Here is a 25554-nt window from a genome sequence, read left to right as displayed (position 1 = left end):
GTGCTCGGACGACCTCCGCGTCACGCCTGGTGGGCGACCTCGAGGTTCGCCTCGGCGACGAGCTCGAGCAACCGGGCCGCGGTCGGTTCCGCCGTCGCCGACGAGACGGCACCGACCACCCACTCCGGCGTCTCGTCCACGGGAAGCTCCAGCACGGCCAGGCCCGCGGCCTGCGGCTTCGCCGCGACGTGCTGCGGCACGATGGCGATGCCCAGGCCTCGCTGCACGAAGTCGAGCAGCGTGTGGACGTCGTCCACGCTCATCCCCACCCGGCGCTCGAGGCGGCGCTCGGCGAACGCGGCGTCGACGAGCTGCCGCACGGCCCACGGCTCCCGGAAGTCGACGAAGTCGCGGTCGGCGAGGTCCCGCCAGGCCACCACGGACGCCGCGGCGAGCGGGTCCGTCGGGTGCGTCAGCACGACGACCGGCCGGCGGCCGAGCTCGAGGCACCGCAGCGGGCCGAGGCGCTCGGTCGTGGCCACGAACGCGACGTCGAGCTCGCCGCCCCGCACCTGCGCGGTGAGCTCGCGCGACCCGGCCTGGGTGAACTGCACGTCCACGAGCGGGTAGCGCAGCCGGAACCGCTCGAGCAGCGGCGCGACGTCGACCACCCCGAGGCACTGCTCGGCGCCGAGCCGGAGCCGTCCCGAGAGCTGGTGGCTGGCGCGGACCACCGCGTCGCGGCCCGCCGCGGCCTGCGTGAGCATCCGCCGCGCGAAGGGCAGCAGGGCGCGGCCCGCGTCCGTGAGGCCGACCTGACGGGTGGTGCGGAGGAACAGGGGCGCGCCGAGCTCACGCTCGAGGTTCCGGATCGCCGCCGAGAGCCCGGACTGCGTGACCCCGCACAGCGCGGCGGCCCGGGTGAAGTGGCCCTCCTCCGCGACCGCGACGAGGTACTCCATCTGGCGAAGCTCCATTGATCACTCCCACTGCTGGAACGCATGACTTCTAGTTGTTGGACTCATCAACCCAGGCCTTCCTATCGTCGGAGGCACCGTCGCGGCAAGGGGGCGTGGAACCTCGGGCATCCGGGAGCCGCGCCCTCGCACCACCGACCGCCGCGCCCACATCGAGGAGAACCATGAGAACCGTCCCCCTGGGCCCCGCCGGCCGCCAGGTCCCGAACGTCGTGCTCGGCCTCATGCGCATCGCGCAGCTGGACGACGACGCCGTCCGCGAGCTCGTGCGCACCGCGCGCGACGCCGGCATCGACTTCATCGACCACGCCGACGTCTACGGCGACGAGCTGCACGGCTGCGAGCGCCGGTTCGCCGAGGCCATGCAGCTCACGCCGGCCGAGCGCGACCAGCTCACCATCCAGTCCAAGGCCGGCATCGTGCGCGAGGGGCCGTACTTCGACTACTCGTACGAGCACCTGGTCTCCTCGGTCGAGGGCTCGCTGCAGGCCCTGGGCACCGACCGCCTCGACGTGCTGCTGCTGCACCGCCCCGACGCCCTCGTGGAGCCGGACGAGGTGGCCCGCGCGTTCGACGAGCTGGAGGCCTCCGGCAAGGTGCGTGCGTTCGGCGTCTCCAACCACACACCGGGCCAGATCGAGCTGCTCAAGAAGTCCGTCCGCCAGCCGCTCGTCGCGAACCAGCTCCAGCTGTCGATCACGCACGCGCCGATCGTCGCGCAGGGCGTGGCGGCCAACATGGCCGGCGAGGACCAGTCGCTCACCCTCGACGGCGGCGGGATCCTCGACTACTGCCGCCTGCACGACATCACCGTGCAGGCCTGGTCGCCGTTCCAGGCCGGGTTCTTCACCGGGGTGTTCCTCGGCTCGGCGGACTACCCGGAGCTCAACGCCGTGATCGACCGCCTCGCGGCGAAGTACGACGTGCCCGCGATCGCGATCGCCGTTGCCTGGATCACGCGCCACCCGGCCGGCATGCAGGTGGTGCTCGGCACGACGACGCCGGAGCGCGTCGCGGGCGCGGCGCAGGGATCGGACCTCCCGCTCACCCGCGCTGAGTGGTACGAGCTGTTCCGCGCGGCGGGCTACCGCGTGCCCTGACGCCGGGGCGCCCCGCTCAGCGCTCCGGCACGGGCACGCCGGCGGTGCGGAGCCGTGCCTCCGTGAGCGCGGTCAGCCGGGCCGCGATCGGGGCCTGGTGCTCGCGATGGTTGTTGATCACCTGGTACCGGGCGGAGGCGCGGGACCACGCCTGCATCGGCTGGGCCCGCGGATCCCCCAGCAGAGCGGGGTGGGCGAGGAAATGGTCGGCCATCGCGGCCGCGAGCTCCTCGATCCTCGGGTCGTCCGGCGCCCAGGCCTCGGCCTCCATGCTGCGCCGGGTCAGCTCGACGAACCGGGCATCGTCGAGCCGGAGCTCGAGCTGGGTGAGGAAGCCGTCGAAGCCCTCGGGGATCAGGGCACGGGTGAGCACCAGGGCTTCCCGCTGGGCGGCGACGTACTCGGGGCCGAAGCCGAGCCCCGGCAGCCGGTCGAGGACCGCGCACGCCCGGTCGGGGAGCAGTGCCCGATCGTCGACCAGCCGGTGCAGGTTGTCGCGACGCACGACCAGGTCGTCGATCCGGTCGGAGAGGCGCTGCTCGACGTCGTCGAGGGCGGCAGCGAACCGCTCGGGGTCGGCGTCGAGCATGGGCGCGATCTCGGCCAGCGGCACGCCGGCGGTCGCCAGTGTCCGGACCTGGACCAGGCGTAGCAGGTCGTCCGACCCGTATCGCCGGTAACCGGAGCCGTCGCGGCCCGGTTCGTCGACGAGCCCGTGCCGGTGGTAGTGCCGCACGGTCTTCACCGTGACGCCGACGAAGGCCGCGGCCAGGCCGATCGTGAGCCCGCGGGTGGTGTGGGTCATGTGTTCACTGTGCCGGTCGACGTGCCGGTCGACGTGCCGGTCGACGTGCCGGTCAACCGAGAGGCGACCTCGCGGACGGCCTCGGCGACGGCCGGCGAGTCCTTGCGCAGGATCGAGCCGTGGTTGCTCGCGACCTTGGCGCTCACGGCGAGGTTCGCGTTGCGGGCCAGCAGCGGGTCGAGGGTCGCGCGCATCTGCTCCTGCAGGTCGTCGCGGCTGCCCACCGCCTCCCCGGAGGCGACGACGTAGCGCACCGGCACGGTCAGCCCCACGAGGAGCGGCTCGAGCGCGGCGTGGAGCAGGTGGGACTCGATGGCGAGCTCCGCGTGCATCTCGGCGGAGAACCGGGCGGCCAGGCCGAGCGGGCGGGCCACCGGCATCATCGGCTTCATCCGCGTGAACACCTTCCGGATCTCGTCGTGGCCGGCCTCGTCGGTCCAGCCGACCGGGTACGGGCCGTCGACGCCGATCACACCCGCGGCGCGGTCCGGGTTCCGGCTGGCCCAGTGCACCCCCAGGAGTGCCCCGTACGACCAGCCCACCAGCAGCGGCCGCTCCACGCCCCGCGCCGCGAGCACCGCGTCGATGTCGCGGACGCACGCCTCGAACGAGTAGTCGGCCGCTCCCTTCGACCGGCCTCGGGCCCGCTCGTCGAAGGTGATGTGGCGGAAGCCGGGGCCGAGGTCGGCGACGACCCGCCGCCAGTGCCGCTGCGAGGCGTACGAGCCGTTGAGGTAGACCACGGGGATGCCGGGGCCGCCGGAGTCCGTGACGGCCAGGGCCGTGTCGTCGATCGGGACCATGCCGGTCCACGCGGAACGGGACGGGCCCATGGAGTTCCGGCCCTCATCTGTCAGGTTCTGGGTGCTCATGCGATCACCGTTCACCCTGACCTTGGGTCAAGGTCAACACCATTGCCACAACCGCCCGCGGGGGCCGGGTCTACAGGGGCCGCGCCCGGCAACCCGACGATGACTGGATCGATCTCCCCAAGCCTCGGCGCGGCCGCCCAGCGGCGCTCAGAGTCCGGCGGATCAAGCAGGGCGCCGATCGGCATCGATCTGTGTCAATATAGAAGCATGTCGATACAGCAGGTTCATGAGGTCGTCATCGTCGGTTCGGGTCCCGCCGGCTATACCGCCCTCGACGCCCAGTCGTACCGCAGTGCCTTCATCGACGTCGAGAGCCCGGCCGCTCTCGAGGGCGCGCCCACCGCGCCCAACCCTGACGGTCTCCCCGTGGCGCTGGAGGAGGTCCGATGAGCGAGTCCTCGACCGCGCAGGCCACCTCGCGGCGGCTGTCCACGCTCGACCGCTGGCTGCCGGTGTGGATCGGGCTGGCGATGGTCGCCGGACTCGTCCTGGGACGCTTCGTCCCCGCACTGTCGGAGGTGTTGGCGTCGATGGAGGTCGGCGGCATCTCGGTGCCGATCGCGCTCGGCCTGCTGGTGATGATGTACCCGGTACTGGCAAAGGTCCGCTACGACAAGGTTGCTGCCGTCACCGGGGACAAGAAGTTGTTGGTCAGCTCGCTGCTGCTGAACTGGTTCGTCGGGCCGGCCCTGATGTTCGCCCTGGCCTGGACGTTCCTGCCGGACCTGCCCGAGTACCGCACCGGCCTGATCATCGTCGGCCTGGCGCGCTGCATCGCGATGGTCGTGATCTGGAACGACCTGGCGTGCGGGGACCGGGAGGCCGCCACCGTCCTGGTGGCGATCAACTCCGTGTTCCAGGTCGTCGCCTTCTCGCTGCTGGGCTACTTCTACCTGACCGTGCTGCCCGGCTGGCTCGGCCTCGACACCCAGGGCCTGGACATCTCGATCGGGCAGATCGCGCTCAACGTGCTCGTCTTCCTCGGCATCCCGCTCGTCGCGGGCTTCGCCTCCCGCTGGGTCGGGGAGCGCGCCAGGGGCCGCGACTGGTACGAGGAGAAGTTCGTCCCCCGGATCGGGCCGTGGGCGCTGTACGGGCTGCTGTTCACGATCGTGCTGCTCTTCGCCCTGCAGGGCGAGGCCGTGACCTCGAACCCGCTCGACGTCGCCCGCATCGCGCTGCCGCTGCTGGTCTACTTCGCCGTCATGTGGGGCCTCGGGATGGTCGCGGGGCGGGCGTTGCGCCTGGGGTACGCCCGCACGACGACGCTGGCCTTCACCGCGGCGGGCAACAACTTCGAGCTCGCCATTGCCGTAGCCATCGGCACCTTCGGCGCCACGTCCGGGCAGGCGCTTGCGGGCGTGGTCGGGCCGCTCATCGAGGTCCCCGTGCTGGTGGGCCTGGTCTACGTGTCCCTGTGGGTCGCACGGCGCTGGTTCGCCGTCGACCCCTACGCCACCGGCTCGGCCGGCGGCGTCCCTCGCGAGCTGGACGAGGTGAGGTCATGACCACCACCGAGACGACCGGCGCGGCCCTGCCGCTGGCGGTGCGCGACCCCGACTGCGGGCCGCGGATCGAGGCGCACGCGATCGGCACCGAGGCTGCGAGCATGGTCGCGACCACGCTCAAGGCACTGGCCGAGCCGCTGCGGCTACGCATGCTGTCGTTCATCGCCACCGCCCCGGCCGGTGAGGCGTGCGTGTGCGACCTGGCCGAGCTGACCGACGTCTCCCAGCCGACCGTCTCCCATCACCTCAAGGTGCTGCGCGATGTCGGCGTGCTCGCCTCCGAGCGGCGCGGCACCTGGGTCTGGTACCGCATCACCCCCGGCTTCAAGGCTGCGATCAGCACCCTGCTCGAGTCGTTCGCCCCGGCATCCCTGAATGCCCTGGGCGAGCACCCGCAGCTGTCCGGGCTCGAGGACGCCGACGCCGCGCTCGACCACCTCGCCGCCGACCTCGCCGCCACGCATCCGGACCTGGCTCCCGACACGGTGCTGCGCACCGTGCGCGAGTCGTACACCGCCCTGGCCCGGTCGGCCAAGGTCTCCGCCCACCTGCTCACCCTCGCCGAACGGTTCGCCCGCCAGCGCCTCGCCGACCTGGCCCGCGAGGCGACCCGGAGTGCCGGCACCGGTCCCGTGACCGCACCCCAGGTGCTGTTCGTGTGCGTCGGCAACGCGGGCCGCTCCCAGCTCGCCGCCGCGCTCGTGCGCCACTACGCCGGCGACCGGGTGACGGTCCGCTCCGCCGGGTCCACCCCGGCCGGCGACGTCCACCCCGCCGTGCGCCCCGAGCTGGTCGCACTCGGAGCCGTCGAGCCGTTCCCCAAGCCGCTGACGGACGACGCCGTCCGCGCCGCCGACGTCGTGATCACCATGGGCTGCGGCGACGTGTGCCCGATCCTGCCCGGCAAGCGGTACGAGGACTGGCTCGTCGGTGACCCCGCCCTCGCCTCGCCCGCCGGGGTCGCCGCCATCCGCGCCGAGCTCGACACCCGAGTACGCGCCCTGCTCACCGGCCTGCTGCCCGACCTCGACCTGCCCACGCCCTGACGACGGAGATTCTCATGACCGACACCACCGCGCCGTCCGCGCTGTTCGTCTGCGTCCACAACGCCGGCCGCTCCCAGATGGCCGCGGGCTTCCTGCACGCGCTGTCCGGCGGCGCCGTCGAGGTCCGGTCCGCCGGCTCGATGCCCGCCGACCGCATCAACCCCGTCGCCGTCGAGGCGATGGCCGAGGCAGGCATCGACATCACCGCCGAGCAGCCCAAGGTCCTCACCACGGACGCCGTGCAGGCCTCGGACGTCGTCATCACCATGGGCTGCGGCGACGCCTGCCCGATCTTCCCCGGCAAGCGCTACGAGGACTGGCAGCTCGACGACCCCGCCGGCCAGGGACTCGACGCCGTGCGCCCCATCCGCGACGACATCGAGCGGCGCGTGCGCGAGCTGCTCGCGTCCCTCGGCGTCGATCCCGTCACCGCAGGTTGAGCTTGTCGTAACCGAACCTGCTGGTTGAGCCTGTCGAAACCCGGTTCGGGTCTCGACAGGCTCGACCGACGAACCGGCTCAGCCCTCGTCGCCGTCGCCCGAGCGTCCGTGCACGACGCCGGAGGCGAACCCGATCCCGGCGGGGGCGCCGACCCCGAGGGTGACGAGCTGCGGTTCTGCGGGGGCGCTCCCGCAGCACGACCCGGCCGCGGCCTCGCCGTCCGCCTCCAGGGCGAGGTCGCTGGAGCACACCCCGGTGGCCGGCAGGTTGAGCTCGACCGCGTCGGCACCCACCCTGTCTCCCGCCAGCGCAGCGGCGACAGACCGCACCTGCTCATAGCCGGTCGCGAGCAGGAACGTCGGCGCCCGACCGTAGGACTTCATGCCCGCCAGGTAGAAGCCGTCGTCCGGGTGGGCGAGCACGGCCTCGCCGTGCGGCGGCACGGTGCCGCAGGAGTGCTGGTTCGGGTCGATCAGCGGCGCCAGCGCGCTCGGCGCCTCGACCACGGGGTCGAGGTCGAGCCGCACCTCCCGCAGCATGCCCAGGTCGGGGCGGAAGCCGGTGGCGTTCACGATCGCGTGCACGTCCAGCGTCAGCGGCTCGTCCTTGGCCGTGCCGAGCACCTGCACCGAGCCCTCACCCGGCACCAGCTGCTCGATCGACACCCGGGTCAGCAGGCGCAGCCGCCCGGCATCGACGGCCTCCTTGAGGCGCGTGCCCAGCAGCCCGCGGGCGGGCAGCTCGTCGTCGGTGCCGCCGCCGAACAGCCGCCGTGCGGACCCGCCGCGGATCGCCCAGGTGACGGTCGTACCCGGCGTGGTCTCCGCGAGCGCGACCAGGCTCAGCAGGGTGTTCGCCGCGGAGTGCCCCATGCCCACCACCAGCGTGTGCTTCCCGGCGAACCGGTCGCGGGCGGCGCCCAGCACGTCCGGCAGCGGGCCGGTCACGAACGGCGCCGCCTCGGCCTCGCCCGCGGCCGGTAGGCCGGAGACCCCGAGCGGGTTGGAGGTGTCGTACGTCCCGGAGGCGTCGATCACGGCGCGGGCGAGGATGTCGGCGACCCGGCCTTCGTCGTCCAGGGTGCGGACCCGGAAGCCGCGCCGCTCACGGCCGAGCGAGCGCGTCTTGTCCGCCCCGTCTCGCGCCACGGCGAGGACGCGCGTCCCCGTACGCAGCCGCGACGAGATCTCCCCGGTCGCGGCCAGCGGTGCGAGGTAGTCGCGCACGAGCTCGTGGCCGGTCGGCAACGCGTCCAGGTCAGGCTCGGTCCAGCCCGTGGGCTCGAGCAGGCGCCGCGCCGCCGCATCGACGTCGTACCGCCACGGCGAGAAGAGGCGCACGTGCCCCCACGACGCGATCGCCGCACCGGCGTCCGTCCCGGCCTCCAGCACCAGCGGTTCCAGCCCACGCTCCAGCAGGTGCGCCGCTGCCGCCAGACCCACCGGGCCCGCGCCGATCACGACCACCGGCATCTCGTCCCGAGCAACCTCGCTCATCACCACTCCTCACATCGAGAATCATCGATACGCCGATACTGGGGCACCCATCGACAGTTGTCAATATATGCGAGAATGAGGCCATGACCACGACCGTGCCCCTGCCTCTCGCCGCCCCCGTCGCGGACGGCGGCTGCTGCGCGCCCGCGCTCACCCAGGCGGTCGAGCCCGAGGTCGCGCGGGAGCTGGCCCGGTCGTTCAAGGCCCTCGCCGACCCGAACCGCGTCCAGCTGCTGGCGATCGTCGCCACCCAGCCCGGCACCGAGGCCTGCGTCTGCGACCTCACCGAGCCCGTCGGCCTGTCCCAGCCGACCGTCAGCCACCACCTCAAGATCCTCGTCGAGGCGGGCCTGCTCGAGCGCGAGCAGCGCGGCCGCTGGGCCTACTACTCCCTCGCACCCGGCGCCCTCGCCGGCCTGATCGGGTCGCTGTCGGCAGCGACGCGGTTCGGCGCCTAGTCCGAACCGCGTCGAGGCTGTCCGGTTCCGGCCTGACACGTCCTGGTTGATCGTGTCCTCGCCGCTCCCGCGCGGCCGGTAGCCCCGGGCCGAACCAATCACCTTGCGGTGCTTGAGAGAATAGGACGTCGTGAGCACCGAGCCCAGCCCCGCCCCGCAGCCGTCGTCGGACGACGGCGGTGCGCGCCGACCCCGCCGACGGGGTCGTGGGCGCGGCAATGCCTCCGGTTCGGGCCAGTCGAGCGGCCGGTCGAGCGGCCGTCCCTCCGCCCGGCAGCAGGGCCCGCGCCGCGTCAGCCGCGAGCAGCTCGCGAAGGCGGCCGCGCGCCGCGCCGCCGTCGAGGTGCCGCCCATCGTCTACCCCGAGCAGCTGCCGGTCTCGGCGCGCCGGGAGGACATCGCCGCCGCGATCCGCGACCACCAGGTCGTCATCCTCGCGGGCGAGACCGGCTCGGGCAAGACGACGCAGCTGCCGAAGATCCTGCTGGAGCTCGGCCGCGGCCGGAAGGGCCAGATCGGGCACACGCAGCCCCGCCGGATCGCGGCGCGCAGCGTCGCCGAGCGCGTCGCGGAGGAGCTCGGCACCGAGCTGGGCGGCATCGTCGGCTACCAGGTGCGCTTCACGGACACGTCGTCCGAGGAGACGCTGGTCAAGGTCATGACCGACGGCATCCTGCTGGCCCAGATCCAGCGGGACCCGGAACTGCTCGCCTACGACACGATCATCATCGACGAGGCGCACGAGCGGTCGCTCAACATCGACTTCCTGCTCGGCTACCTGTCCCGCCTGCTGCCGCGCCGGCCGGACCTCAAGGTCATCATCACCTCCGCGACCATCGACTCCGAGCGGTTCGCGGCGCACTTCTCGCCTGCGTCCTTGGAGCGTTGGGCCGGGGCAGAGCGGACGGTGGAGGCCGAGCGCAGCGAGGCATCCGCCGGGAGCGGAGCGCAGGACCAGAGCGACCGCGAGTTGGCGCCCGTCGTCGAGGTCACCGGGCGCACCTATCCGGTCGAGATCCGCTGGCGCCCGCTGGTTGAGCCTGTCGAAACCCAGGGAGCGAAGAGGAAGGTCTCGACAGGCTCGACCGGCGGCGGGGAGAAGGACCTCGTCACCGGCATCGTCGAGGCCTGCGACGAGCTGATGCGCGAGGGCCCAGGCGACATCCTCGTGTTCCTGTCGGGCGAGCGGGAGATCCACGACGCCGCCGACGCGCTCGAGGGACACCTCAAGGAGCGGGTCCGCGACCCGAAGCACCCGCAGCACGTGGAGATCCTGCCGTTGTACTCGCGGCTGTCCGCGGCCGAGCAGCACCGCGTATTCCAGTCCCACCCGGGCCGGCGGATCGTGCTCTCGACCAACGTCGCCGAGACGTCGCTGACCGTGCCGGGCATCCATTACGTCGTCGACCCGGGCACCGCCCGCATCTCGCGCTACTCCAAGGCGACCAAGGTGCAGCGGCTCCCGATCGAGCCGATCAGCCAGGCGAGCGCCAACCAGCGCTCCGGGCGCTCGGGCCGCGTCGCGGACGGCGTCGCGATCCGCCTCTACTCGCAGGAGGACTTCGAGAGCCGCCCCGAGTTCACCGAGCCCGAGATCCTGCGCACGTCGCTCGCGTCCGTGCTGCTGCAGATGATCTCCGTCGGCGTCGTGAAGACCCCCGACGACGTCGCGCGCTTCCCGTTCGTCGAGCCCCCGGACACACGCGCCGTGCGCGACGGCGTCCAGCTCCTCACCGAGCTCGGCGCCCTCGAGACGCGCGACGGCGCCACCCGCCTCACCGACGTCGGTCGCACCCTCGCGCAGCTCCCGATGGACCCGCGCCTGGCGCGCATGATCGTCGAGGGCGCCAAGCGCGGCGTCGCGCGCGAGGTCGCGATCATCGCCGCCGTCCTGTCCATCCAGGACCCGCGCGAGCGCCCCACCGAGACCCGCGCCCAGGCCGACCAGCTGCACGCCCGGTTCACCGACCCCCGCTCCGACTTCCTCACGTACCTCAACCTGTGGGAGTACGTGCGCGAGCAGCAGCACGAGATGGGCTCGTCCGCGTTCCGACGGATGTGCAAGGCGGAGTACCTCAACTTCCTGCGCATCCGTGAGTGGCAGGACGTCGTGTCCCAGCTGCGCGAGATGAGCAAGCCGCTCGGCATCGACATGTCGTTCAAGCCCCGGGTGTCCTCGTCGGTCGAGCTTGTCGAGACCAGTGGTGGTTCGCCGGTTGAGCCTGTCGAAACCAGCGACACCGACCTCAAGCACGACTGGGACGGCGACACCATCCACCAGTCGCTGCTGGCCGGGCTGCTCAGCCAGATCGGCATGCAGGAGGCCGGCGAGATCAAGGCGTCGTCGGTGGCACACCTGCGCGGCGAGGCCCGCGCCCGCGCGCTGCGGCAGGCGGCGAAGCGCGCGCGCAACGAGTACCTGGGCGCCCGCGGCGCGCGGTTCGCCATCTTCCCCGGCTCGCCGCTGAGCAAGAAGCCGCCGGAGTGGATCATGGCCGGAGAGCTCGTCGAGACCTCCCGGCTGTGGGCGCGCGACGTCGCGCGCATCCAGCCCGAGTGGGCCGAGGAGCTCGCGGGTCCGCTCGCCAAGCACACCTACTCCGACCCGCACTGGTCCACCAAGCAGGGCGCGGCCATGGCCACCGAGAAGGTGCTGCTGTACGGGGTGCCGATCGTCGCCGACCGCCCCGTGCTCTTCGCCAAGATCGACGCCGAGGCCGCGCGCGAGATGTTCGTGCGGCACGCGCTCGTCGAGGGGCAGTGGACCACCCACCACCGATTCTTCGCCGAGAACCGGCGCCTCCTCGCCGAGGCGGAGGAGCTCGAGGCGCGCTCGCGTCGGCGTGGCCTCGTCGCCTCCGAGGACGACCTGTTCGCGTTCTACGACGAGCGCGTGCCCGCGTCCGTCGTCAGCGCCGCCCACTTCGACGGCTGGTGGAAGCAGGCGCAGCGCGAGACGCCCGATCTGCTCACGTTCACGCTCGACCAGCTCGTCGACGCCGACTCCGTGGACACCGACGCGTTCCCCGAGACGTGGACCCAGGGCGAGGTCACCCTGCCGCTGACCTATCAGTTCTCCCCCGGCAGCGCCGCCGACGGCGTCACCGTGCACATCCCGCTGTCGATCCTCAACCGCGTCGCCCCCGAGGGCTTCGACTGGATGGTGCCCGGCCTGCTCGACGAGCTGTGCGTCGCGACCATCCGCTCCCTGCCCAAGGCCGTGCGCGTGCAGCTCGTGCCCGCGCCCGACGTCGGGCACGCCGTCGCCGACTGGCTGCGCGCGAACACGCCGTCGTGGGACGACATGACCCGCGCCGGCGACATGGCCTCGCCGTTCCACGTGGAGTTCACGCGCGCCGTGCGCGCCCTGCGCGACGTCGACATCCCCGACGACGTGTGGGACGCCGAACGCACCGAGCGCCTGCCCGCCCACCTGCGCATGACCTTCCGCGTCGAGGACAACTCGTCGGTCGAGCCTGTCGAGACCACGAAGCGCACGAGCAAGGACCGCAAGCGCAAGCAGCCCGCCGCACCGATCGCCGTCGACGAGTCCAAGGACCTGCTCGCGCTGCAGAGGCGGCTCGCGTCGCGGTCCGAGGCGGCTGTCCGGGCTGCTGTGAAGGGCGCCGTCGGCCTGGCCCTCGAGGAGGCCCGTCGCGTGTCGTTGGTTGAGCCTGTCGAAACCACATCGTCGGTCGAACCCGCTTCGTCGGTCGCCCTTCGACAGGCTCAGGACCCGCGTGTCGAGACCCGGGGTTCGGCAGGCTCAACCGGCGGGATGGCCGTGGTGGCGGAGCGGTCCGGGCTGACGACCTGGCCCTCGGGTCTGGCGGACGGCGCCCTGCCCGACTCGGTGTCGACAGACCTCGGGGGCGGCGTCGTCGTGCGCGGCTACCCGGCCCTGGTCGAGGAGGAGGACGCGAAGCGGAAGCCGAGCGTGGCGCTGCGCGTGCTGGCCGACGTCGCCGGTCGGGACGCCCGGCACGCGCGCGGGGTACGGCGGCTGCTGCTGTCCGAAGCGGCGCTGCAGACGGGGCGCATCACGTCGCGGTGGACGTCGTCGCAGTCGCTGACGCTCGCCGCCGCGCCGTACCGGAATACCGAGGCCCTGGTGGCCGACCTGCAGCTCGCGGCCGTGATCGCGCTGACCAGCCCGGACGGCGAGAAGGCGCCGGGCACTCCGGCCGGGGTTTCGACCCTTCGACAGGCTCAGGACGGCGCTGGCTCAACCATCGATGCCGCGAGGATCCGGGACGCCGAGGCGTACGCGGCGGCCGTCGCGTTCGTGCGGCGGCACCTGGAGGACGAGGTGCACCGGATCGTCGGGCACGTCGTCGCCGCGCTGACCGCGTGGCGCACAGTCGAGGGCGAGGTCCGCTCGTCGTCGTCGCTCGCGCTGCTCAACACGCTGCAGGACATCCGCGACCACGTGGCCGGGCTGATCCACGACGGCTTCATCTCCCAGACGCCGCCGCGGCGCGTGCCGCACCTGGTGCGCTACCTGCGCGCCGCGTCCTACCGCCTGGACAAGGCGCAGACCAACCCCGCGCGCGACGCCGAGCTGGCCTGGCGCGTCCACGACGTCGTCGAGGCCTACGACAAGGCCCGCGCTGCCTACGCCGCCGGGCCCGCCGACCCTGCCCGCGCCGCCGAGCTCGCCGACGTGCGCTGGCTGATCGAGGAGTTGCGCGTCTCGCTGTTCGCCCAGCAGCTCGGCACCGACGGCGCCGTCAGCGAGAAGCGCATCCGCAAGATCCTCAGCCCCAGCGGCTGGTGATCATTCCTGGTGAAGGCTCGCCGTCACCAGGGTGACCAGCACACTCCTCTTCCTTTTCGGATCTGGGAGGTTGAGAACCCCGCCGCAGCGATGGTGGCGGCCGGTGCGCCCAGCGCAATGGCGCAGGACGACGACGCCGCCAGTGGCAAGTGTGTCCAGATCGCGGTCGCCCATGGCATCGGGCCGCTCGACGGCAACTGGCCGACAGATTGAGTGGAAGACCTTAAAGTGCCTGTCATGACCCTCGACCGCCGCGCATGGATGCGCGTCCTCCTGTCCGTCGTCATCGGTCTAGCGGTCGGCTCGTTCATCGGCCACTACATCTACGACTCGATCGTCTCGTGGGTGCCCCTGGCCTTTGGCGTCGCGTGGGCAGGGTTCGAAGTACAGCGCATCCGGCAGGCTCAGGCTCGAGCGGGTAGGCCCCCGCAGAACACGTGACCCAGTGAGAACGAGGGCCCGCTGACCGCAGATGCGGTCAGCGGGCCTTTCGCTTGCCACGGTCGCGTACCCACTCAGGCGGCCCGAGTCGCGAGCGGGCTTGGCGGATGATTTATGGCCCTACTCACGAGGGTGACCAGCGCCCTGCTCTTCAGCCCGCGTTCCAGTCCGGAGACATCGGGAGTTGGTCAGCGGTCAGAACTGCCGGTCCGCGACGTTGACGCGGGTGGCCGCCATGAGATGGCGCGACAGGCGCGAGGGGGAAACGGGGCCTGCTGGAGCCTGCATCAACTGTTCCAGCGGTGTACTCGGGTCGGCCAGGTAGATCTGGGTGTATGCCTCCGACTCCGGCTCGAACCGCCACGCGTCGGCCAGCGCGCCGGCGTCCACGGTCAGGAAACCCAGCTGGTCGATCAATTCTGCAGCTTCGGTCTTCGACGTGTCGTCGTCGCCTGCGATCGGCAGGGCAGTGCGGTCGTCGGCGGTGGCCGGGCGAGCCAGCTGCGGGATGTGTGGGGCGACGATGTTGCTGAACGCCTTGACCAGGCGCGCTCCGGCGAAGTGCTCCTGGACGAGCTCGCCACAGGTAACTTCGCCGTTGTCCAGGCGTGCAACACGCCCATCGCGGTAGGGGTAGTAGTTCGTCGTGTCCAGGACAACCTTGCCATCGAACAGGTGCGGGTCCAGTGCCTCGATCGCCGTCAGCGGGACCGCGAGCACGACGTGGTCACCGGCGGCAGCGGCTTGGTCCACGGTCCCGGCAGATGCGAGGGGGCCGAGCTCGTCGATCAGGCCGGCTAGGGTCTGCGGCCCGCGCGAGTTGGCGACCACGACGGGGATCCCCGCCTTGACGGCCAGCCGTGCTACGGCAGACCCGATGCTTCCACTACCGACGATTCCCAGCGTGCTCATGCACCCGACCGTACAACGTGCCTGAAGGCCGGCTCAGCGACGAAGCCGCCGCGAGATCAGGGCCGCGGCCACGAGGCCTAGAACGACGCTCGCCACCCAGACGACGTCGTACAACCAGGCCTGCATGACCGGGGCAAGGACGCTGATCAGAGCGCCGAGCACGAACGTGAGGCCGACGGTTGTCACGCCGAAGACCACCACCGACGTCACGATCGTGACGGTCTGCGCGTCCCGCTCGCCCTGGCTCTTCATTCGGGCATTGTGGTCCGGCCCCGGGTGCAGCGCACCTCCCACGCCGTTCGGGTCACGCAGGCCGACTCAGTGCGTGTGGTCCGCGAGCCAGGTCGCGATGTCTTCGAGGGGCAGATGCTCCGAGGCGATGGTCAGGATGAGCTCCACCATCTCGTCCTGACCCGCCTCAAGCTGATGGCCGTTCATGGCGAAGAAGACGTCGGTGAGGACCAGCGAGAGGCGCTTGTTGCCGTCGACGAGCGGATGCAGCCTGTTCGCGGAGTCGAGCAGGGCAGCCGCCTTGAGGTGCAGGCCCGGGTACAGCTCGGTGCCGTACATGACGGCCCGCGGGCGTTGCACGACGGAGTCGAGCAGGCCGATGTCGCGCACCACCCAGGCCCCGTGCTCGACGACGACGAGGGCGTCGCGGAGCGTGGGGTAGCGAGTCACGCGAGCTTCTCGAGCGCCGGCGCCCAGCGCTCGAATGCCGACGACACGTACTGCTCGATGCGGGGGTCGGAGGCCTCGTCCAGCAGCCGCTCGAGCGCCTCGGCCTGCGTGACGTGCTGTTCCTCGGCCAGGGCGCGGAGCCGGTCGCGCAGCGCGACGGGCACCTTGATCGTGGTCATCTCGGAGCCGGCAGTCATACCGGTGATCATACTTCCGCCGCGGGCCCATCACCCGACTTCCGGCGGACGAGCGGGCCGAGAACGCGGATCGCGGCGCGGGTGACCGGCGACGCGGGGCGCATGACGTCGCGGTACACGTGCAGCACGCCGGCGAGGCCGACCAGGCCGGCGCGCCCCTCCCGGTGCAGCCGGTCCATGGCGGTGAAGAACGCCTCGACGCGGCCGGCCGGGGTGCTGAGCCAGCGCACGACGGTGGGCTCGGCGCCCGGGTTCCACATGTGGTGCACGGTGCCGCGCGGGACCACGAACTCCTCGCCCCCGACGAAGTCCTGCTCCCGGTCGGCGAACCCGACCCGGAGGGCGCCCGACAGCACGGCGAAGGACTCGTCGTGGTGGGGGTGCACGTGCTTCGGGGGCCGCTCGCCCCGGGGCGCGGAGCTGGTGAACGGCCACACGGACCGGCTCGCCGCCGACTACGGCGTGAACCGCGGCGACGGCGACGTCATGTTCGCCCTCCGCCGCGCGGGGGAACCGTTCCGCCTCTCCCCCACCAGCCTCGCCCGCGCGCTGCTCATGACCACTGGCACGATGACCGGGCGCCTGGACCGGCTGGAGAAGCGCGGCCTCATCGTCCGCGTGCCGAGCTCCCACGACCGGCGCAGCCTCGACGTCGAGCTCACCCCCGAGGGGAAGCGCCTGGCGGACGAGGCGGTCACGAAGCACACCGCCGGTCAGCAGGAGACGGTGTCAGCGCTCACGCGCAAGGACCGCGCCGACCTCGACCGGGTGACCCGAAAGCTGATCGCCCACCTCGCCGACGGCTGATGCCGCGGCGCACGGAACGTCAGCAGGCGTCGTAGACGTACCCGTCCTCGCCGGCGGCGACGAGCTCCTCGTCGCGCAGGACGGTGAGCGGCGCGCGGTCGTCGAGGGCGCACACGTCGTCGAAGGTCAGGCCCGCCTCCTCGAGGGCCTCGGGGTACTCGATCTGCAGCACGTGGTCGCCGTAGACGTCCGTGTACGCGGCGCACTCGGACCACACGCCGCACTCCTCGGTGACGGCGAAGTCGAAGCCGAGCTCGTCCTTGGCGACCTGCGTGATCTCGGCGGCGTTCTTCTGCGCGATCGCGAGCCCAGCCCCGTGGGCGAGGTCGACGTACGCGCGGGCGAGCTCGTGCGCCCCGTCCTCGTCGATCGCGTCGAACCGGGTCCACGTGTCGAGGTTGTCGATCTCCACGGCGTCGAAGCCGGCGTCCGCGCAGCCGGTCACGACCGGCCCGAGCACCTCGAGGATCCCGGCGCGCTGCTCCTCGGTCGACGGGTCGAGCACGTACTCGTCCGGCCACTCCGGGTCGATGACGAGCTCGCCGTCGGCGTCGTGCAGCAGCAGGTCCTCGTGCTCACCCGTCCACAGGCCGGCGTCGTCCGGCTGCGTCTGGAACCCGTTGACGTAGCAGACGTTGTACGCGCCGGGCAGCGGGTCGGCGGTCGCGTCGCGCACGACGACGTCGATCGGCACCGGTTCGCCCGACCCGGCGTCGTCGCCGGTGCCGACCTCGTCGTACGCGCCGCCGAGCTGGTAGTCGAAGACGCCGCTCGTGGGCGGCAGCGCCACGGAAGCCTGGGACGCCTGCTGCGCCGTCGTCGCGGGATCGGACCCGCTCGTGCCGGGGGCGCCCCCGCAGGCCGCCGCCGACAGGGCCAGCCCGAGCGTGATGGCCAGGGTCGTCGCGTGCTTCATGCCGTCGTTCCCTCCGTCGGGTGCCCCGCGGGCGCTATCCGTGCAGGACCTGGGTGCAGAGCCGGTCGACGGCGTCGCGCACCGCGCCCCGCGCCGGGTCGAGGTACCTGCGCGGGTCGGTGACCGTGTCGTTCGCGTCGAGGAACTGCCGCACCTGCGCCGTGTACCCGACGTTGAGCGCCGTCCCGACGTTGATCTTACGGATGCCCGCGGCGACGGCGCCCCGGAGCGTCGGCACCGGCACCCCCGAGGATCCGTGCAGCACCAGGGGCACCGGGACCCCCGCCGCGAGCCGCTCGACCAGGTCGAGGTCGAGCTCCGCCGTCGCCGTCGTCATGGCGTGCGAGCTGCCCACGGCGACCGCGAGGCCGTCGACGCCGGTGCGCGCGACGAACGACGCAGCCTCGTCGGGGTCGGTCCGCACGCCGGGCGCGTGCGCGCCGTCCTTGCCGCCGATCGCCCCGAGCTCCGCCTCCACCCACAGCGACGTGCGGTGGGCGGCCGCGGCAAGCTCGGCCGTCGTCGCCACGTTCGCCTCGTAGTCCAGGTGCGCGGCGTCGACCATGACCGACGAGATGCCGAGCTGCCAGGCGCTCGCGACGACGGAGCGGGCGAGCTCCACGTCCTGCACGTGGTCGAGGTGCACGGAGACGGGCACACCCGCCGACGCCGCGATCTCCCGGCAGGCCGCGACCAGTGGCGCCGTCCGCCCGCCGTGGAAGCGCACCGCGTTCTCGCTCACCTGCAGGATGCCGGGCAGGCCCGCGGCCTCGAGGCCCAGGGCGATGCCCTCCGCGTGCTCGAGCGTGATGACGTTGAAGGCCAGCACGGCGCCGCCGGCCCGTGCGGCGTCGGCGACGAGGGACCCGGTGGCCGCGAGGGTCACAGCGCGCCCGCCGGGACGTGGGCGCGCAGGGCCTCGGGCAGCAGGTCGCCGTGCGCGTCGACGAGCTCGTCGCACACGGCCCAGATCTGCTCGGGTGTCAGGGTCGACGACGCGTTGGGGTCCACGAGCGCGGCCTGCCGCACGAGCAAGGGGTCGCCGGTGCGGGCGGCCTCGACCGTCAGCCGGCCCACCGACACGTACGGCTGGTTGACCGCCGCGCACTGCACCGGCAGCTGCCCCATCGGCACCGGCACCAGGCCGTTCCCGTCCACGACGGCGGGCACCTCGACGACGGCGTCCTGCGGCAGGTTGTCGATCAGGCCGCGGTTGGGCACGTTGACGTGCACCTCGCGGCGGGTGCCGGTGACGAGCGAGTGGATGATCTGCGGCGCGTACTCGCTCGCGCCCTCCTCCAGCTCGAGGTCCCCGCCCGCGGCGAGGGTCTTCTTGGCCCGGTCCAGCTCGGCGAGGTTCTCGCGGCTGATGCCGACGTACTCGAGCGGCTCCAGCCGGTAGCGCTCGATCTGCGCGTCGGAGCGCAGGAACCACGACAGGTACTCGGACGAGTGCTCGCTGGTCTCCGTCGGGTAGTACCCGAGGCGGCGGAAGATCTCGACCCGCACGCGGCGCTCGAGCTCGGGCTCGGACCGGATGCGGTCGCGCAGCACCGGGTAGAGGTCCTGGCCCTGGTGCTCCCACTCGAGCAGCCACGCCTGGTGGTTGACGCCGGCCGCGCGGTACCGCGTCTCCTCGACGGGCACGCCGACCAGCTCGGCCAGGTCGTGCGCGGTCCAGTAGACGCTGTGGCACAACCCGGCGACCTTGAGCTCCGGCGCGACGACGGACAGCCACCACACGTTCATCGCCATCGGGTTGGTGTAGTTGAGCAGCCACGCGTCCGGGCACAGCTCGAGCATGTCCGCGGCGAGCCCCGTGAGCACGGGGAACGTGCGCAGCGCGCGGAAGATGCCGCCCACGCCGGTGGTGTCGCCGATCGTCTGGCGCAGGCCGTGGCGCGCGGGGATCTCGAGGTCGGCGAGGGTCGCGTCGACGCCGCCCACCTGGATCATGTCGATCACGAAGTCGGCGCCGTCCAGCGCCTCGCGGCGGTCGGCGGCCGTGACGACGGTGGCCCGGGCGCCGAGCTGCCGGTCGACCTGGCGGGCGGTCGCCTCGGCCACCTCCAGGCGCTCGGGGTCGATGTCGTGCAGCACGAGCCGGGCGTCCACGAGCTCGGGGTACCGCAGGATGTCCGCGACGAGCTGGCGGGTGAAGACGACGCTCCCGGCGCCGATGAACACGATGCTGACCATGGCGTCGATCATCGGTGGCTTCGCGCGAGCTGTGCAAGAATGCGATCAGAATTCGGGATAAACGATCACTTTGCATGAGCGGTTTGAAGGGAACGGCATGCCGACCACCGCCGAGACGGCGCCGCGCGCGATCTCCCACAAGCGCACCGAGCGCATGATGCAGACGCTGACCTACGTCAACGAGCGCGGCACGGCCCGCCTCACCGACCTCGTCCGGGAGCTCGACGTGTCGTCCGCGACGATGCGGCGCGACCTCGCCTCCATGGAGGACCAGGGCCTGCTCGTGCGGACGCACGGCGGCGTCCGTGCGCTCGACCCCACCACCGAGGTGCCCGTGCTGCTGCGCGACACCAGGTTCCGGGACGCGAAGCTGCGCATCGCCGAGCACGCGGCCGGCCTGCTGCCCCCCGGCCGCTATTCGGTGGCCATCAGCGGCGGCACCACCGCGGCCGCCGTCGCGCGGGTGCTCGCCACGCGGCCCGACCTCGCGATCGCCACCAACGCGCTCACGACCGCCATGGAGCTCGCGTCGCGCAGCAACCTGCAGGTCATCATGACCGGCGGGTTTGTCCGGTCCAGCTCGTTCGAGGCCGTCGGCGTGCTCGCTGAGAACACGTTCAACGCCATCAACGTGGGCACGGCGTTCCTCGGCACGGACGGCATCAGCGTGCGCGGCGGCGCCACGACCCACGACGAGACCGAGGCCCGCACGAACCACGCGATGGTGACCCACGCCGAGCACGTGGTGGTCGTGGCGGACGGCTCGAAGGTGGGCCGGGTGACGCTCGCGAAGGTCGCCGAGCTCGCGGAGGTCGACGTGCTGGTCACCGACTCGTCGGCGGACCCCGACGCGCTCGAGGCGATCCGCGCGGCCGGCGTGGACGTTCAGGTCGTCCCGGACTGAGAGCCGGCCGACGCTGCCTCCTCGGGCACGTCGACCACCTCGACCTCGGTGACGAGACGCTGCACCAGCTTCGGGTCGAGCACGGCCGCGCCAGGCACCTGCGCGTTCGCCGTCCCGGTCGCGGTCGCGAGCGCCATCGCGCCGGCGAGGTCCCCGCCGCGGTCGAGCGCGACGAGCAGACCGCCAAGGAACGAGTCACCGCTGCCCACCGGGAATCTCCCGGTGCGCCCGGCGAGCCGCGCGCGCAGCACGCGGCTCCCGTCGGTCGCCCATGCGCCGTCCGCGCCGTCGGTCACCACGACCAGCCCCCCGCTGAGCCCCCGCACCGCCGCGAGGAGCTCCGGCATCGGCGCCCCGGGGTCGCCGCCCGTCAGCTCGACGGCCTCGGCGCGGTTGACCTTCACCAGGTCGGGACCGGCCAGGACGGCGCTGCGCAGGGCCGGGCCGTGGCTGTCCACGGCCACCCGCACCCCGGCGTCGTGCAGCCGGCGGACGAGGTCGCGCAGCAGGTCCGGGGGCGCGGAGTCCGGCAGGCCGCCCGCGACGAACCACCAGCCGGGCCGGGCCCCGGCGAGCCCGACGGCGGTGTCGACGGCGGCGGCCACGGTGTCCGGAGCGAGCGGCACGGCCTGCTCGTAGATCTCGGTGAGCCGGCCGGAGTGCCGGGAGAGGATCGACACGCAGCTGCGGGTCGGCTCCGTGCCGGGCACCACGTACACGTCGACGCCGTCCGCCCGGGCCCCCGCGGCGACGTCGTCCCCGACGCCCGCGCCGAGCACCGCCACCGCCGCGACCCGCGCCCCGAGGGCGGCCGCCGCGCGCGCCGCGTTGAGCGCCTTGCCGCCCGGCACGCGGTGGGTGGAGCGCGGCCGCTGGATCCCGTCGAGCTCGTCGACCACGTACGTGACGTCGAGCGACGGGCTGAGCGCGAGGGCCGAGATCACCGCGCGAGCACCTCCTCGAGGTCGTGCCGGGTCGCCTGGCGGCCGGTGCCGCCGGAGCCGAGCGTCGACAGCGACCCCGCCGTCGTCGCCCAGCGCACGCGCTCGTGCTCGTCGGCGACCCCGTACGCGGCGGCCGCCAGGTAGCCCGCGTCGAAGCTGTCGCCCGCACCCGTGGTGTCGACCACGTCCACGGCGACGCCGGGCGCGCGCACGACGTCGCCGTCCGCGCCCACCGACCAGCCGCCGTCCGCCCCGTCCTTGACGACCACGCGCGGCCCGCGGCCCGCGATCCGCGTCGCCAGGGCGACGTCGTCCAGGCCAGCGGGCTCCCCGAGGGCGCCGGCGATCGCGCGCAGCTCGTTGCGGTTGGGCAGCAGCAGATCGAGGTGGGGCAGCACGGCGTCCAGCCCGGCCCACTCCTCGCGCGGGTCCCAGTTCGTGTCCAGGCTCGTCGTCCAGCCCTGGGCGCGCGCCCGGGCGAGGACGCCGGGCAGGGCCGCCGCCAGCCCGGGCTGCAGGAAGTACGACGCGGCGTGCACGAGACCCGGCGACCGCGCGTCGAGCACCTCGGTGACGCGCGCGCCCGTGAGCGTCGGGATGGTGCCCGGCACGGTGAGGATCGCCCGGTCGTGCGGGGTGGACAGGATCACGGACAGGCCGGTGGGCTCGTCGTCCGCCACCTCGACCTCGGCGACGTCGACCCCGGATCGGCGCAGCGCGTCGAGCGTGAACGCGCCGAACGTGTCCGCGCCCACCCGGGCGACGAGCGACGTCGGCACCCCCAGCCGCGCCACGCCCGACGCGGCGATGCTCGCCGAGCCACCCAGCACGAGGTCGCCGGACTCGGCGAGCTGCTCGGCCTGGCCGAACCGGGGGACGACGTCGCCGCGCAGCACGAGGTCGACGTTCGCGTCGCCCACGACCACGACGGGCCGCGGCCCGCCCTGCGCGGCTGCCGTGGTGCCCGTCATCCCTTGACCCCCGTGAACGTCATGGTGGCGATGAACTGCTTCTGCGCGAAGACGAAGAAGAGGATCAGGGGCAGCGTCGCAACCACGTTGCTCGCCATGAGCAGCGACCAGTCGGTGCGGCGGGCGCCCTGGAAGTTGGTGATGCCGAGCTGCAGCGTGAAGGAGCCCGGGTCGTTGATCGCGATGAGCGGCCAGACGAGGTCGTTCCACGAGCTGAGCAGCGTGAAGATCGCGAGGGTCGCGAGCGCCGGCCGCGCGAGCGGCAGGATGATCCGCCAGAACGTGCCGAAGCGAGAGCAGCCGTCGAGCTCGGCGGCCTCCTCGAGCTCGGCCGGCAGCGACAGGAAGAACTGCCGCATCAGGAAGATCCCGAACACCGACGCGAGCCACGGGACCATCGCTGCCGCGAGGGTGTCGATGATGCCGGCGCGGGCGAACATCACGTACGTCGGCACCATGAGTAGCTGGGTCGGGATCATGATCGTCGCGACGATCATGAGGAACCCGGCGTTGCGGCCCGGGAACTTGAGCCGCGCGAACCCGTACCCGGCCAGCGAGCACAGGGCGAGGTGGGAGACGACGGCGACCGCCGACACGAGGATCGTGTTGCCCGTCCACAGCAGGATGTCGCTGTCGCGGAAGAGCTTCGCGTACCCGTCGAAGGTCAGCGCCGACGGGAGCAGGCGAGGCGGGAACCGGTTGATCTCCGACTCCGGCGTCAGCGACGTGAGGAACATCTGCACGAAGGGCACGGCGAACACCAGCGCCACGGGCACGAGCAGCAGGTGCCACCAGCCGGCGCGGGGGCGACGGCGGCGCGCCGGGCCGGGGGTCGGCTCCGGCGGCGGGCCCTCGACGGCGGGAGCGGGAGCGGCGAGCATCGTCATCAGAGTCCACCTACCTTGCTGCGGCGCGAGTAGATCGTCACGCCGATGGTGATCGCGAGGGTGACGGCGAACAGCCCGTAGGCCACCGCCGACGCGTACCCGAACTCGAGGTCCTTGAAGGCCGAGGTCCACAGGTAGTAGACGATCGTCTCGGTGGCCCCGAGCGGCCCGCCCCGCGTGGTCGTGTACACGAGGTCGAAGAGCTGGATCGCCTGGATCGTCTGCCAGATCGCGACGAACACGGTGACGGGCGCGAGCTGCGGGAACGTCACGTGCCAGAACGACTGCCAGCGGTTGGCCCCGTCCACGCGCGCGGCCTCGGTCAGCTCGGCGGGGATGTCCTGCAGCGCGGCGAGGTAGATGACGGTGGTGAAGGCCGCCTGCCCCCACAGCGACATGATCGCGATGACCACCATCGCCTGGTGCGGATCCTCCAGCCAGCCCTGCTGCGGCAGCCCGAGCCCGCGCAGCGCGTTGTTGACGAGCCCGAACTGGGGGTTGAACAGGTACGTCGTGAGGATGCCGGTCGCGGCCGCGGAGACGACGAACGGCAGGAAGATCAGGGTGCGGTACAGCCCGACGAGGACGATCCGCCGGTTCAGCAGGACGGCGAGGCCCAGCCCCAGCAGCACCGAGGCCGGGACGAAGAGGGCCGTGTACAGCAGGGTGTGCGTCGCGGCGGCGGCGAGGTCCGCGTCCGACCCCATCGCCAGGTAGTTGTCCAGGCCGACCGACTCCGGCACCGAGAAGCCGTTCCAGTCCTGCAGCGACAGCAGGAACGCCCACACCGCGGGGAAGATCGACAGGCCGAGCACGATGAGGGTCGCCGGACCGACGAACCCCCACCCGGTGAGCCCCTCCCGTGCGCGGCGGCCCCGGCCGGGCCGCCGCGCACGGGAGGGGCTCACCGCGGGGGCCGCGGCCGGGGTCAGCGTCGCGGTCATTGGTCCGCCAGGGCTTCGGTCGCGTCGGCGGCGGCCTTCCCCAGCGCCTCGGCCGGCTCGCCCTGACCCTGCAGCACCTGCGAGATCGCGGTGCCGATCGCCTCCGACAGGTTCACGTAGCCCGCGACCGTGGGCCGCGGGATCGTGGCGTTCTTGCTGTTCTCGGCCATCACGTCGATGCCCGGCATCTCCTTCACCTGCTTCTGGAACTCCGGGGAGTCGATCTCGCTCTCTCGCAGCGGGAGGTTGCCGTACGCGACGTTCCAGCGCACGTCCTGCTCCGGGTCCGTGAGCCACTCGGTGAACTCGTACGACCAGTACTCGCGGTTGGTGTCCTGGTGGTCGAAGAGCACCCACAGGTCGGCGCCCGAGATCGTCGTGTGCTCCCCGTCCGTGCCGGGCAGCGGCACGACGCCGTAGTCGGTGCCGGCCACCTGGAGGTCGTACAGCGACCAGGGACCGGAGGTGATCATCCCGATCTGGTCGCTCGCGAAGATCTGCCCGAACTTGGTGTCCGTCTGGTCGAGGTACACCGACTCGTCCTCGATCGCCATGTCGCGCAGGAACGTCAGCGCGTCGACGCCGGCCTCGGAGTCGAAGGTGGCCTCGGAGCCCGACTCGTCGAGGATCTCTCCGCCGTTCTGCCACAGGTGCGGCCAGAACTGCCACGTCGTCTCCTCGGAGCCGGAGACGGAGTACGCGTACCCGTAGGTGCTGGTGGCCGGGTCGGTGAGCTCCTTCGCGGCCGCGCGGAAGTCGTCCCACGTCCAGTCCGCGGTGGGGTGGTCGACCCCCGCGGCGTCGAAGACGGTCTTGTTGTAGATCAGCGAGATGTTGTCGACGACGGCGGGGAAGCCGATCGTCGCGTCGCCGGTCGGCTGCGCCGTCTGCCGGGCCGCGCCGGAGAACTCCTCCCACCCGACGTCGGGCTCCGCCACCTGGTCGGTGATGTCGAGGGTGCGCTCGGAGTCGGCGAGCTCGCTCGCCCACGACCCGAACGCGTACGAGATGTCGGGGTAGGTGCCGCCCGCGAACGACGACGACAGCTTCTGCAGCAGGTCCTCCGTGGACGGCGCCCCCGACGAGACCTCGATCGTGACGTTCGGGTGGTCCTCCTCGAACTCCTCGGCCAGCCCGGTGAGGATGGTCTGGGCCTGGTCGGCCTGCCCGGTCCACCAGGTGAGGGTGACGTCGGCGTCCTTGTCGAGGGTCGTGGCCCCGGGGGCGCCCGAGGAGCAGGCGGCCAGCATGGCGGTCGCGGTCACGAGGGCGGCGGTGGCGCCGACGGCGCCCCACCTGCGGCCGGTACGAGCGTGATGACGCAGCATGAT

The 25554-nt window shown here is 72.4% G+C and carries 27 protein-coding genes; 10 read left to right on the top strand and 17 right to left on the bottom strand.

The annotated features are described in order from the left end of the window. Nucleotides 1-20: 20 nt before the first annotated feature. Nucleotides 21-917 (bottom strand): LysR family transcriptional regulator, encoded by an 897-nt coding sequence (locus AC1C2V_RS12245; RefSeq protein ID WP_495389896.1) that lies wholly within the window; start codon nucleotides 915-917, stop codon nucleotides 21-23. A gap of 164 nt (nucleotides 918-1081) precedes the next feature. On the opposite strand from AC1C2V_RS12245, the gene AC1C2V_RS12240 reads away from it, so the two are divergent. Beyond that, nucleotides 1082-2017 carry an aldo/keto reductase gene (locus AC1C2V_RS12240; RefSeq protein ID WP_495389895.1) on the top strand — a complete coding sequence of 312 codons (936 nt, stop codon included), beginning with the start codon at nucleotides 1082-1084 and terminating at the stop codon, nucleotides 2015-2017. Between the two features lie 16 nt (nucleotides 2018-2033). Here AC1C2V_RS12240 and AC1C2V_RS12235 read toward each other — a convergent pair whose 3' ends face one another. Further along, a complete protein-coding gene (locus AC1C2V_RS12235) occupies nucleotides 2034-2822 on the bottom strand; it encodes a MerR family transcriptional regulator (RefSeq protein WP_495389894.1) in 789 nt (262 codons plus the stop codon). Beyond that, nucleotides 2819-3694, bottom strand: coding sequence for an alpha/beta fold hydrolase (locus AC1C2V_RS12230; RefSeq protein ID WP_495389893.1), 876 nt, complete (start codon nucleotides 3692-3694; stop codon nucleotides 2819-2821). The genes AC1C2V_RS12235 and AC1C2V_RS12230 overlap by 4 nt, the downstream gene beginning before the upstream one ends. A 207-nt stretch (nucleotides 3695-3901) precedes the next feature. On the opposite strand from AC1C2V_RS12230, the gene AC1C2V_RS12225 reads away from it, so the two are divergent. The 4 genes from AC1C2V_RS12225 to AC1C2V_RS12210 are packed head-to-tail and all read left to right on the top strand — an operon-like array spanning nucleotide 3902 to nucleotide 6688. Continuing rightward, entirely contained in the window at nucleotides 3902-4084 is a 183-nt protein-coding gene (locus AC1C2V_RS12225; protein ID WP_495389892.1) for a hypothetical protein, read from the top strand. Further along, nucleotides 4081-5202, top strand: a complete 1122-nt coding sequence (arsB, locus tag AC1C2V_RS12220) for an ACR3 family arsenite efflux transporter (RefSeq protein WP_495389891.1) — start codon at nucleotides 4081-4083, stop codon at nucleotides 5200-5202. The genes AC1C2V_RS12225 and arsB overlap by 4 nt, the downstream gene beginning before the upstream one ends. Further along, a complete protein-coding gene (locus tag AC1C2V_RS12215; RefSeq protein WP_495389890.1) occupies nucleotides 5199-6248 on the top strand; it encodes a metalloregulator ArsR/SmtB family transcription factor in 1050 nt (349 codons plus the stop codon). Before arsB ends, AC1C2V_RS12215 begins: the two co-directional genes overlap by 4 nt. 14 nt (nucleotides 6249-6262) lie before the next feature. Continuing rightward, on the top strand, nucleotides 6263-6688 hold the full coding sequence (locus AC1C2V_RS12210; RefSeq protein ID WP_495389889.1) for an arsenate reductase ArsC: 426 nt from the start codon (nucleotides 6263-6265) through the stop codon (nucleotides 6686-6688). Between the two features lie 78 nt (nucleotides 6689-6766). On the opposite strand, the gene AC1C2V_RS12205 is transcribed toward AC1C2V_RS12210, so the two are convergent. Beyond that, on the bottom strand, nucleotides 6767-8185 hold the full coding sequence (locus tag AC1C2V_RS12205; protein ID WP_495389888.1) for an FAD-dependent oxidoreductase: 1419 nt from the start codon (nucleotides 8183-8185) through the stop codon (nucleotides 6767-6769). 83 nt (nucleotides 8186-8268) lie between these two features. Between AC1C2V_RS12205 and AC1C2V_RS12200 the strand changes: the two genes are divergently transcribed. From AC1C2V_RS12200 to AC1C2V_RS12190, 3 genes are all read left to right on the top strand, one after another. After that, nucleotides 8269-8643, top strand: coding sequence for an ArsR/SmtB family transcription factor (locus AC1C2V_RS12200; protein ID WP_495389887.1), 375 nt, complete (start codon nucleotides 8269-8271; stop codon nucleotides 8641-8643). Nucleotides 8644-8773: 130 nt separating this feature from the next. Further along, nucleotides 8774-13420, top strand: coding sequence for an ATP-dependent RNA helicase HrpA (gene hrpA / locus AC1C2V_RS12195; protein WP_495389886.1), 4647 nt, complete (start codon nucleotides 8774-8776; stop codon nucleotides 13418-13420). Nucleotides 13421-13657: 237 nt separating this feature from the next. Then, nucleotides 13658-13861: a hypothetical protein gene (locus AC1C2V_RS12190; RefSeq protein ID WP_495389885.1), complete on the top strand. Its 204-nt coding sequence runs from the start codon at nucleotides 13658-13660 to the stop codon at nucleotides 13859-13861. Nucleotides 13862-14056: 195 nt separating this feature from the next. Here the strand turns inward: AC1C2V_RS12190 and AC1C2V_RS12185 are convergent, their stop codons facing one another. The 5 genes from AC1C2V_RS12185 to AC1C2V_RS12165 all read right to left on the bottom strand — a co-directional run bounded on the left by AC1C2V_RS12185 (nucleotide 14057) and on the right by AC1C2V_RS12165 (nucleotide 16088). Continuing rightward, complete coding sequence (locus AC1C2V_RS12185; RefSeq protein WP_495389884.1) at nucleotides 14057-14773, bottom strand: NADPH-dependent F420 reductase; 717 nt, start codon at nucleotides 14771-14773, stop codon at nucleotides 14057-14059. Nucleotides 14774-14806: 33 nt separating this feature from the next. Next, a complete protein-coding gene (locus AC1C2V_RS12180; RefSeq protein WP_495389883.1) occupies nucleotides 14807-15025 on the bottom strand; it encodes a hypothetical protein in 219 nt (72 codons plus the stop codon). Nucleotides 15026-15091: 66 nt separating this feature from the next. After that, nucleotides 15092-15454: a type II toxin-antitoxin system death-on-curing family toxin gene (locus AC1C2V_RS12175; RefSeq protein WP_495389882.1), complete on the bottom strand. Its 363-nt coding sequence runs from the start codon at nucleotides 15452-15454 to the stop codon at nucleotides 15092-15094. Then, nucleotides 15451-15651, bottom strand: coding sequence for a hypothetical protein (locus AC1C2V_RS12170; RefSeq protein ID WP_495389881.1), 201 nt, complete (start codon nucleotides 15649-15651; stop codon nucleotides 15451-15453). The genes AC1C2V_RS12175 and AC1C2V_RS12170 overlap by 4 nt, the downstream gene beginning before the upstream one ends. 8 nt (nucleotides 15652-15659) lie before the next feature. After that, a complete protein-coding gene (locus tag AC1C2V_RS12165) occupies nucleotides 15660-16088 on the bottom strand; it encodes a cupin domain-containing protein (RefSeq protein WP_495389880.1) in 429 nt (142 codons plus the stop codon). On the opposite strand from AC1C2V_RS12165, the gene AC1C2V_RS12160 reads away from it, so the two are divergent. Then, complete coding sequence (locus tag AC1C2V_RS12160) at nucleotides 16075-16458, top strand: MarR family winged helix-turn-helix transcriptional regulator (protein ID WP_495389879.1); 384 nt, start codon at nucleotides 16075-16077, stop codon at nucleotides 16456-16458. The two genes, AC1C2V_RS12165 and AC1C2V_RS12160, sit on opposite strands and share 14 nt — an antisense overlap. Before the next feature lie 19 nt (nucleotides 16459-16477). On the opposite strand, the gene AC1C2V_RS12155 is transcribed toward AC1C2V_RS12160, so the two are convergent. From AC1C2V_RS12155 to AC1C2V_RS12145, 3 genes are read right to left on the bottom strand one after another with little or no spacing between them, the layout of a single operon-like run. Beyond that, nucleotides 16478-17374: an endo alpha-1,4 polygalactosaminidase gene (locus AC1C2V_RS12155; RefSeq protein ID WP_495389878.1), complete on the bottom strand. Its 897-nt coding sequence runs from the start codon at nucleotides 17372-17374 to the stop codon at nucleotides 16478-16480. A 34-nt stretch (nucleotides 17375-17408) separates the two neighbouring features. Next, nucleotides 17409-18260, bottom strand: coding sequence for a class II fructose-bisphosphate aldolase (locus tag AC1C2V_RS12150; RefSeq protein ID WP_495389877.1), 852 nt, complete (start codon nucleotides 18258-18260; stop codon nucleotides 17409-17411). Further along, nucleotides 18257-19573, bottom strand: coding sequence for an alpha-glucosidase/alpha-galactosidase (locus tag AC1C2V_RS12145; protein ID WP_495389876.1), 1317 nt, complete (start codon nucleotides 19571-19573; stop codon nucleotides 18257-18259). Before AC1C2V_RS12145 ends, AC1C2V_RS12150 begins: the two co-directional genes overlap by 4 nt. Before the next feature lie 97 nt (nucleotides 19574-19670). On the opposite strand from AC1C2V_RS12145, the gene AC1C2V_RS12140 reads away from it, so the two are divergent. Then, nucleotides 19671-20477: a DeoR/GlpR family DNA-binding transcription regulator gene (locus tag AC1C2V_RS12140; RefSeq protein WP_495389875.1), complete on the top strand. Its 807-nt coding sequence runs from the start codon at nucleotides 19671-19673 to the stop codon at nucleotides 20475-20477. On the opposite strand, the gene AC1C2V_RS12135 is transcribed toward AC1C2V_RS12140, so the two are convergent. From AC1C2V_RS12135 to AC1C2V_RS12115, 5 genes are read right to left on the bottom strand one after another with little or no spacing between them, the layout of a single operon-like run. Then, a complete protein-coding gene (locus AC1C2V_RS12135; protein ID WP_495389874.1) occupies nucleotides 20459-21421 on the bottom strand; it encodes a 1-phosphofructokinase family hexose kinase in 963 nt (320 codons plus the stop codon). The genes AC1C2V_RS12140 and AC1C2V_RS12135 overlap by 19 nt on opposite strands. Continuing rightward, a complete protein-coding gene (locus tag AC1C2V_RS12130) occupies nucleotides 21418-22392 on the bottom strand; it encodes a carbohydrate kinase family protein (protein WP_495389873.1) in 975 nt (324 codons plus the stop codon). The genes AC1C2V_RS12135 and AC1C2V_RS12130 overlap by 4 nt, the downstream gene beginning before the upstream one ends. Then, complete coding sequence (locus AC1C2V_RS12125) at nucleotides 22389-23279, bottom strand: carbohydrate ABC transporter permease (RefSeq protein WP_495389872.1); 891 nt, start codon at nucleotides 23277-23279, stop codon at nucleotides 22389-22391. Before AC1C2V_RS12125 ends, AC1C2V_RS12130 begins: the two co-directional genes overlap by 4 nt. Further along, entirely contained in the window at nucleotides 23279-24223 is a 945-nt protein-coding gene (locus AC1C2V_RS12120) for a carbohydrate ABC transporter permease (protein ID WP_495389871.1), read from the bottom strand. Before AC1C2V_RS12120 ends, AC1C2V_RS12125 begins: the two co-directional genes overlap by 1 nt. Continuing rightward, the gene (locus AC1C2V_RS12115; protein WP_495389870.1) at nucleotides 24220-25551 is read right to left on the bottom strand and encodes an ABC transporter substrate-binding protein; all 1332 of its coding nucleotides are present in this window, start codon (nucleotides 25549-25551) and stop codon (nucleotides 24220-24222) included. The genes AC1C2V_RS12120 and AC1C2V_RS12115 overlap by 4 nt, the downstream gene beginning before the upstream one ends. Nucleotides 25552-25554: the final 3 nt, after the last annotated feature.

Source organism: Isoptericola sp. Y541 (assembly GCF_059445465.1).
The sequence above is the reverse complement of the archived record's forward strand: the minus strand, read 5'-3'. Positions and strand labels throughout refer to the sequence as shown.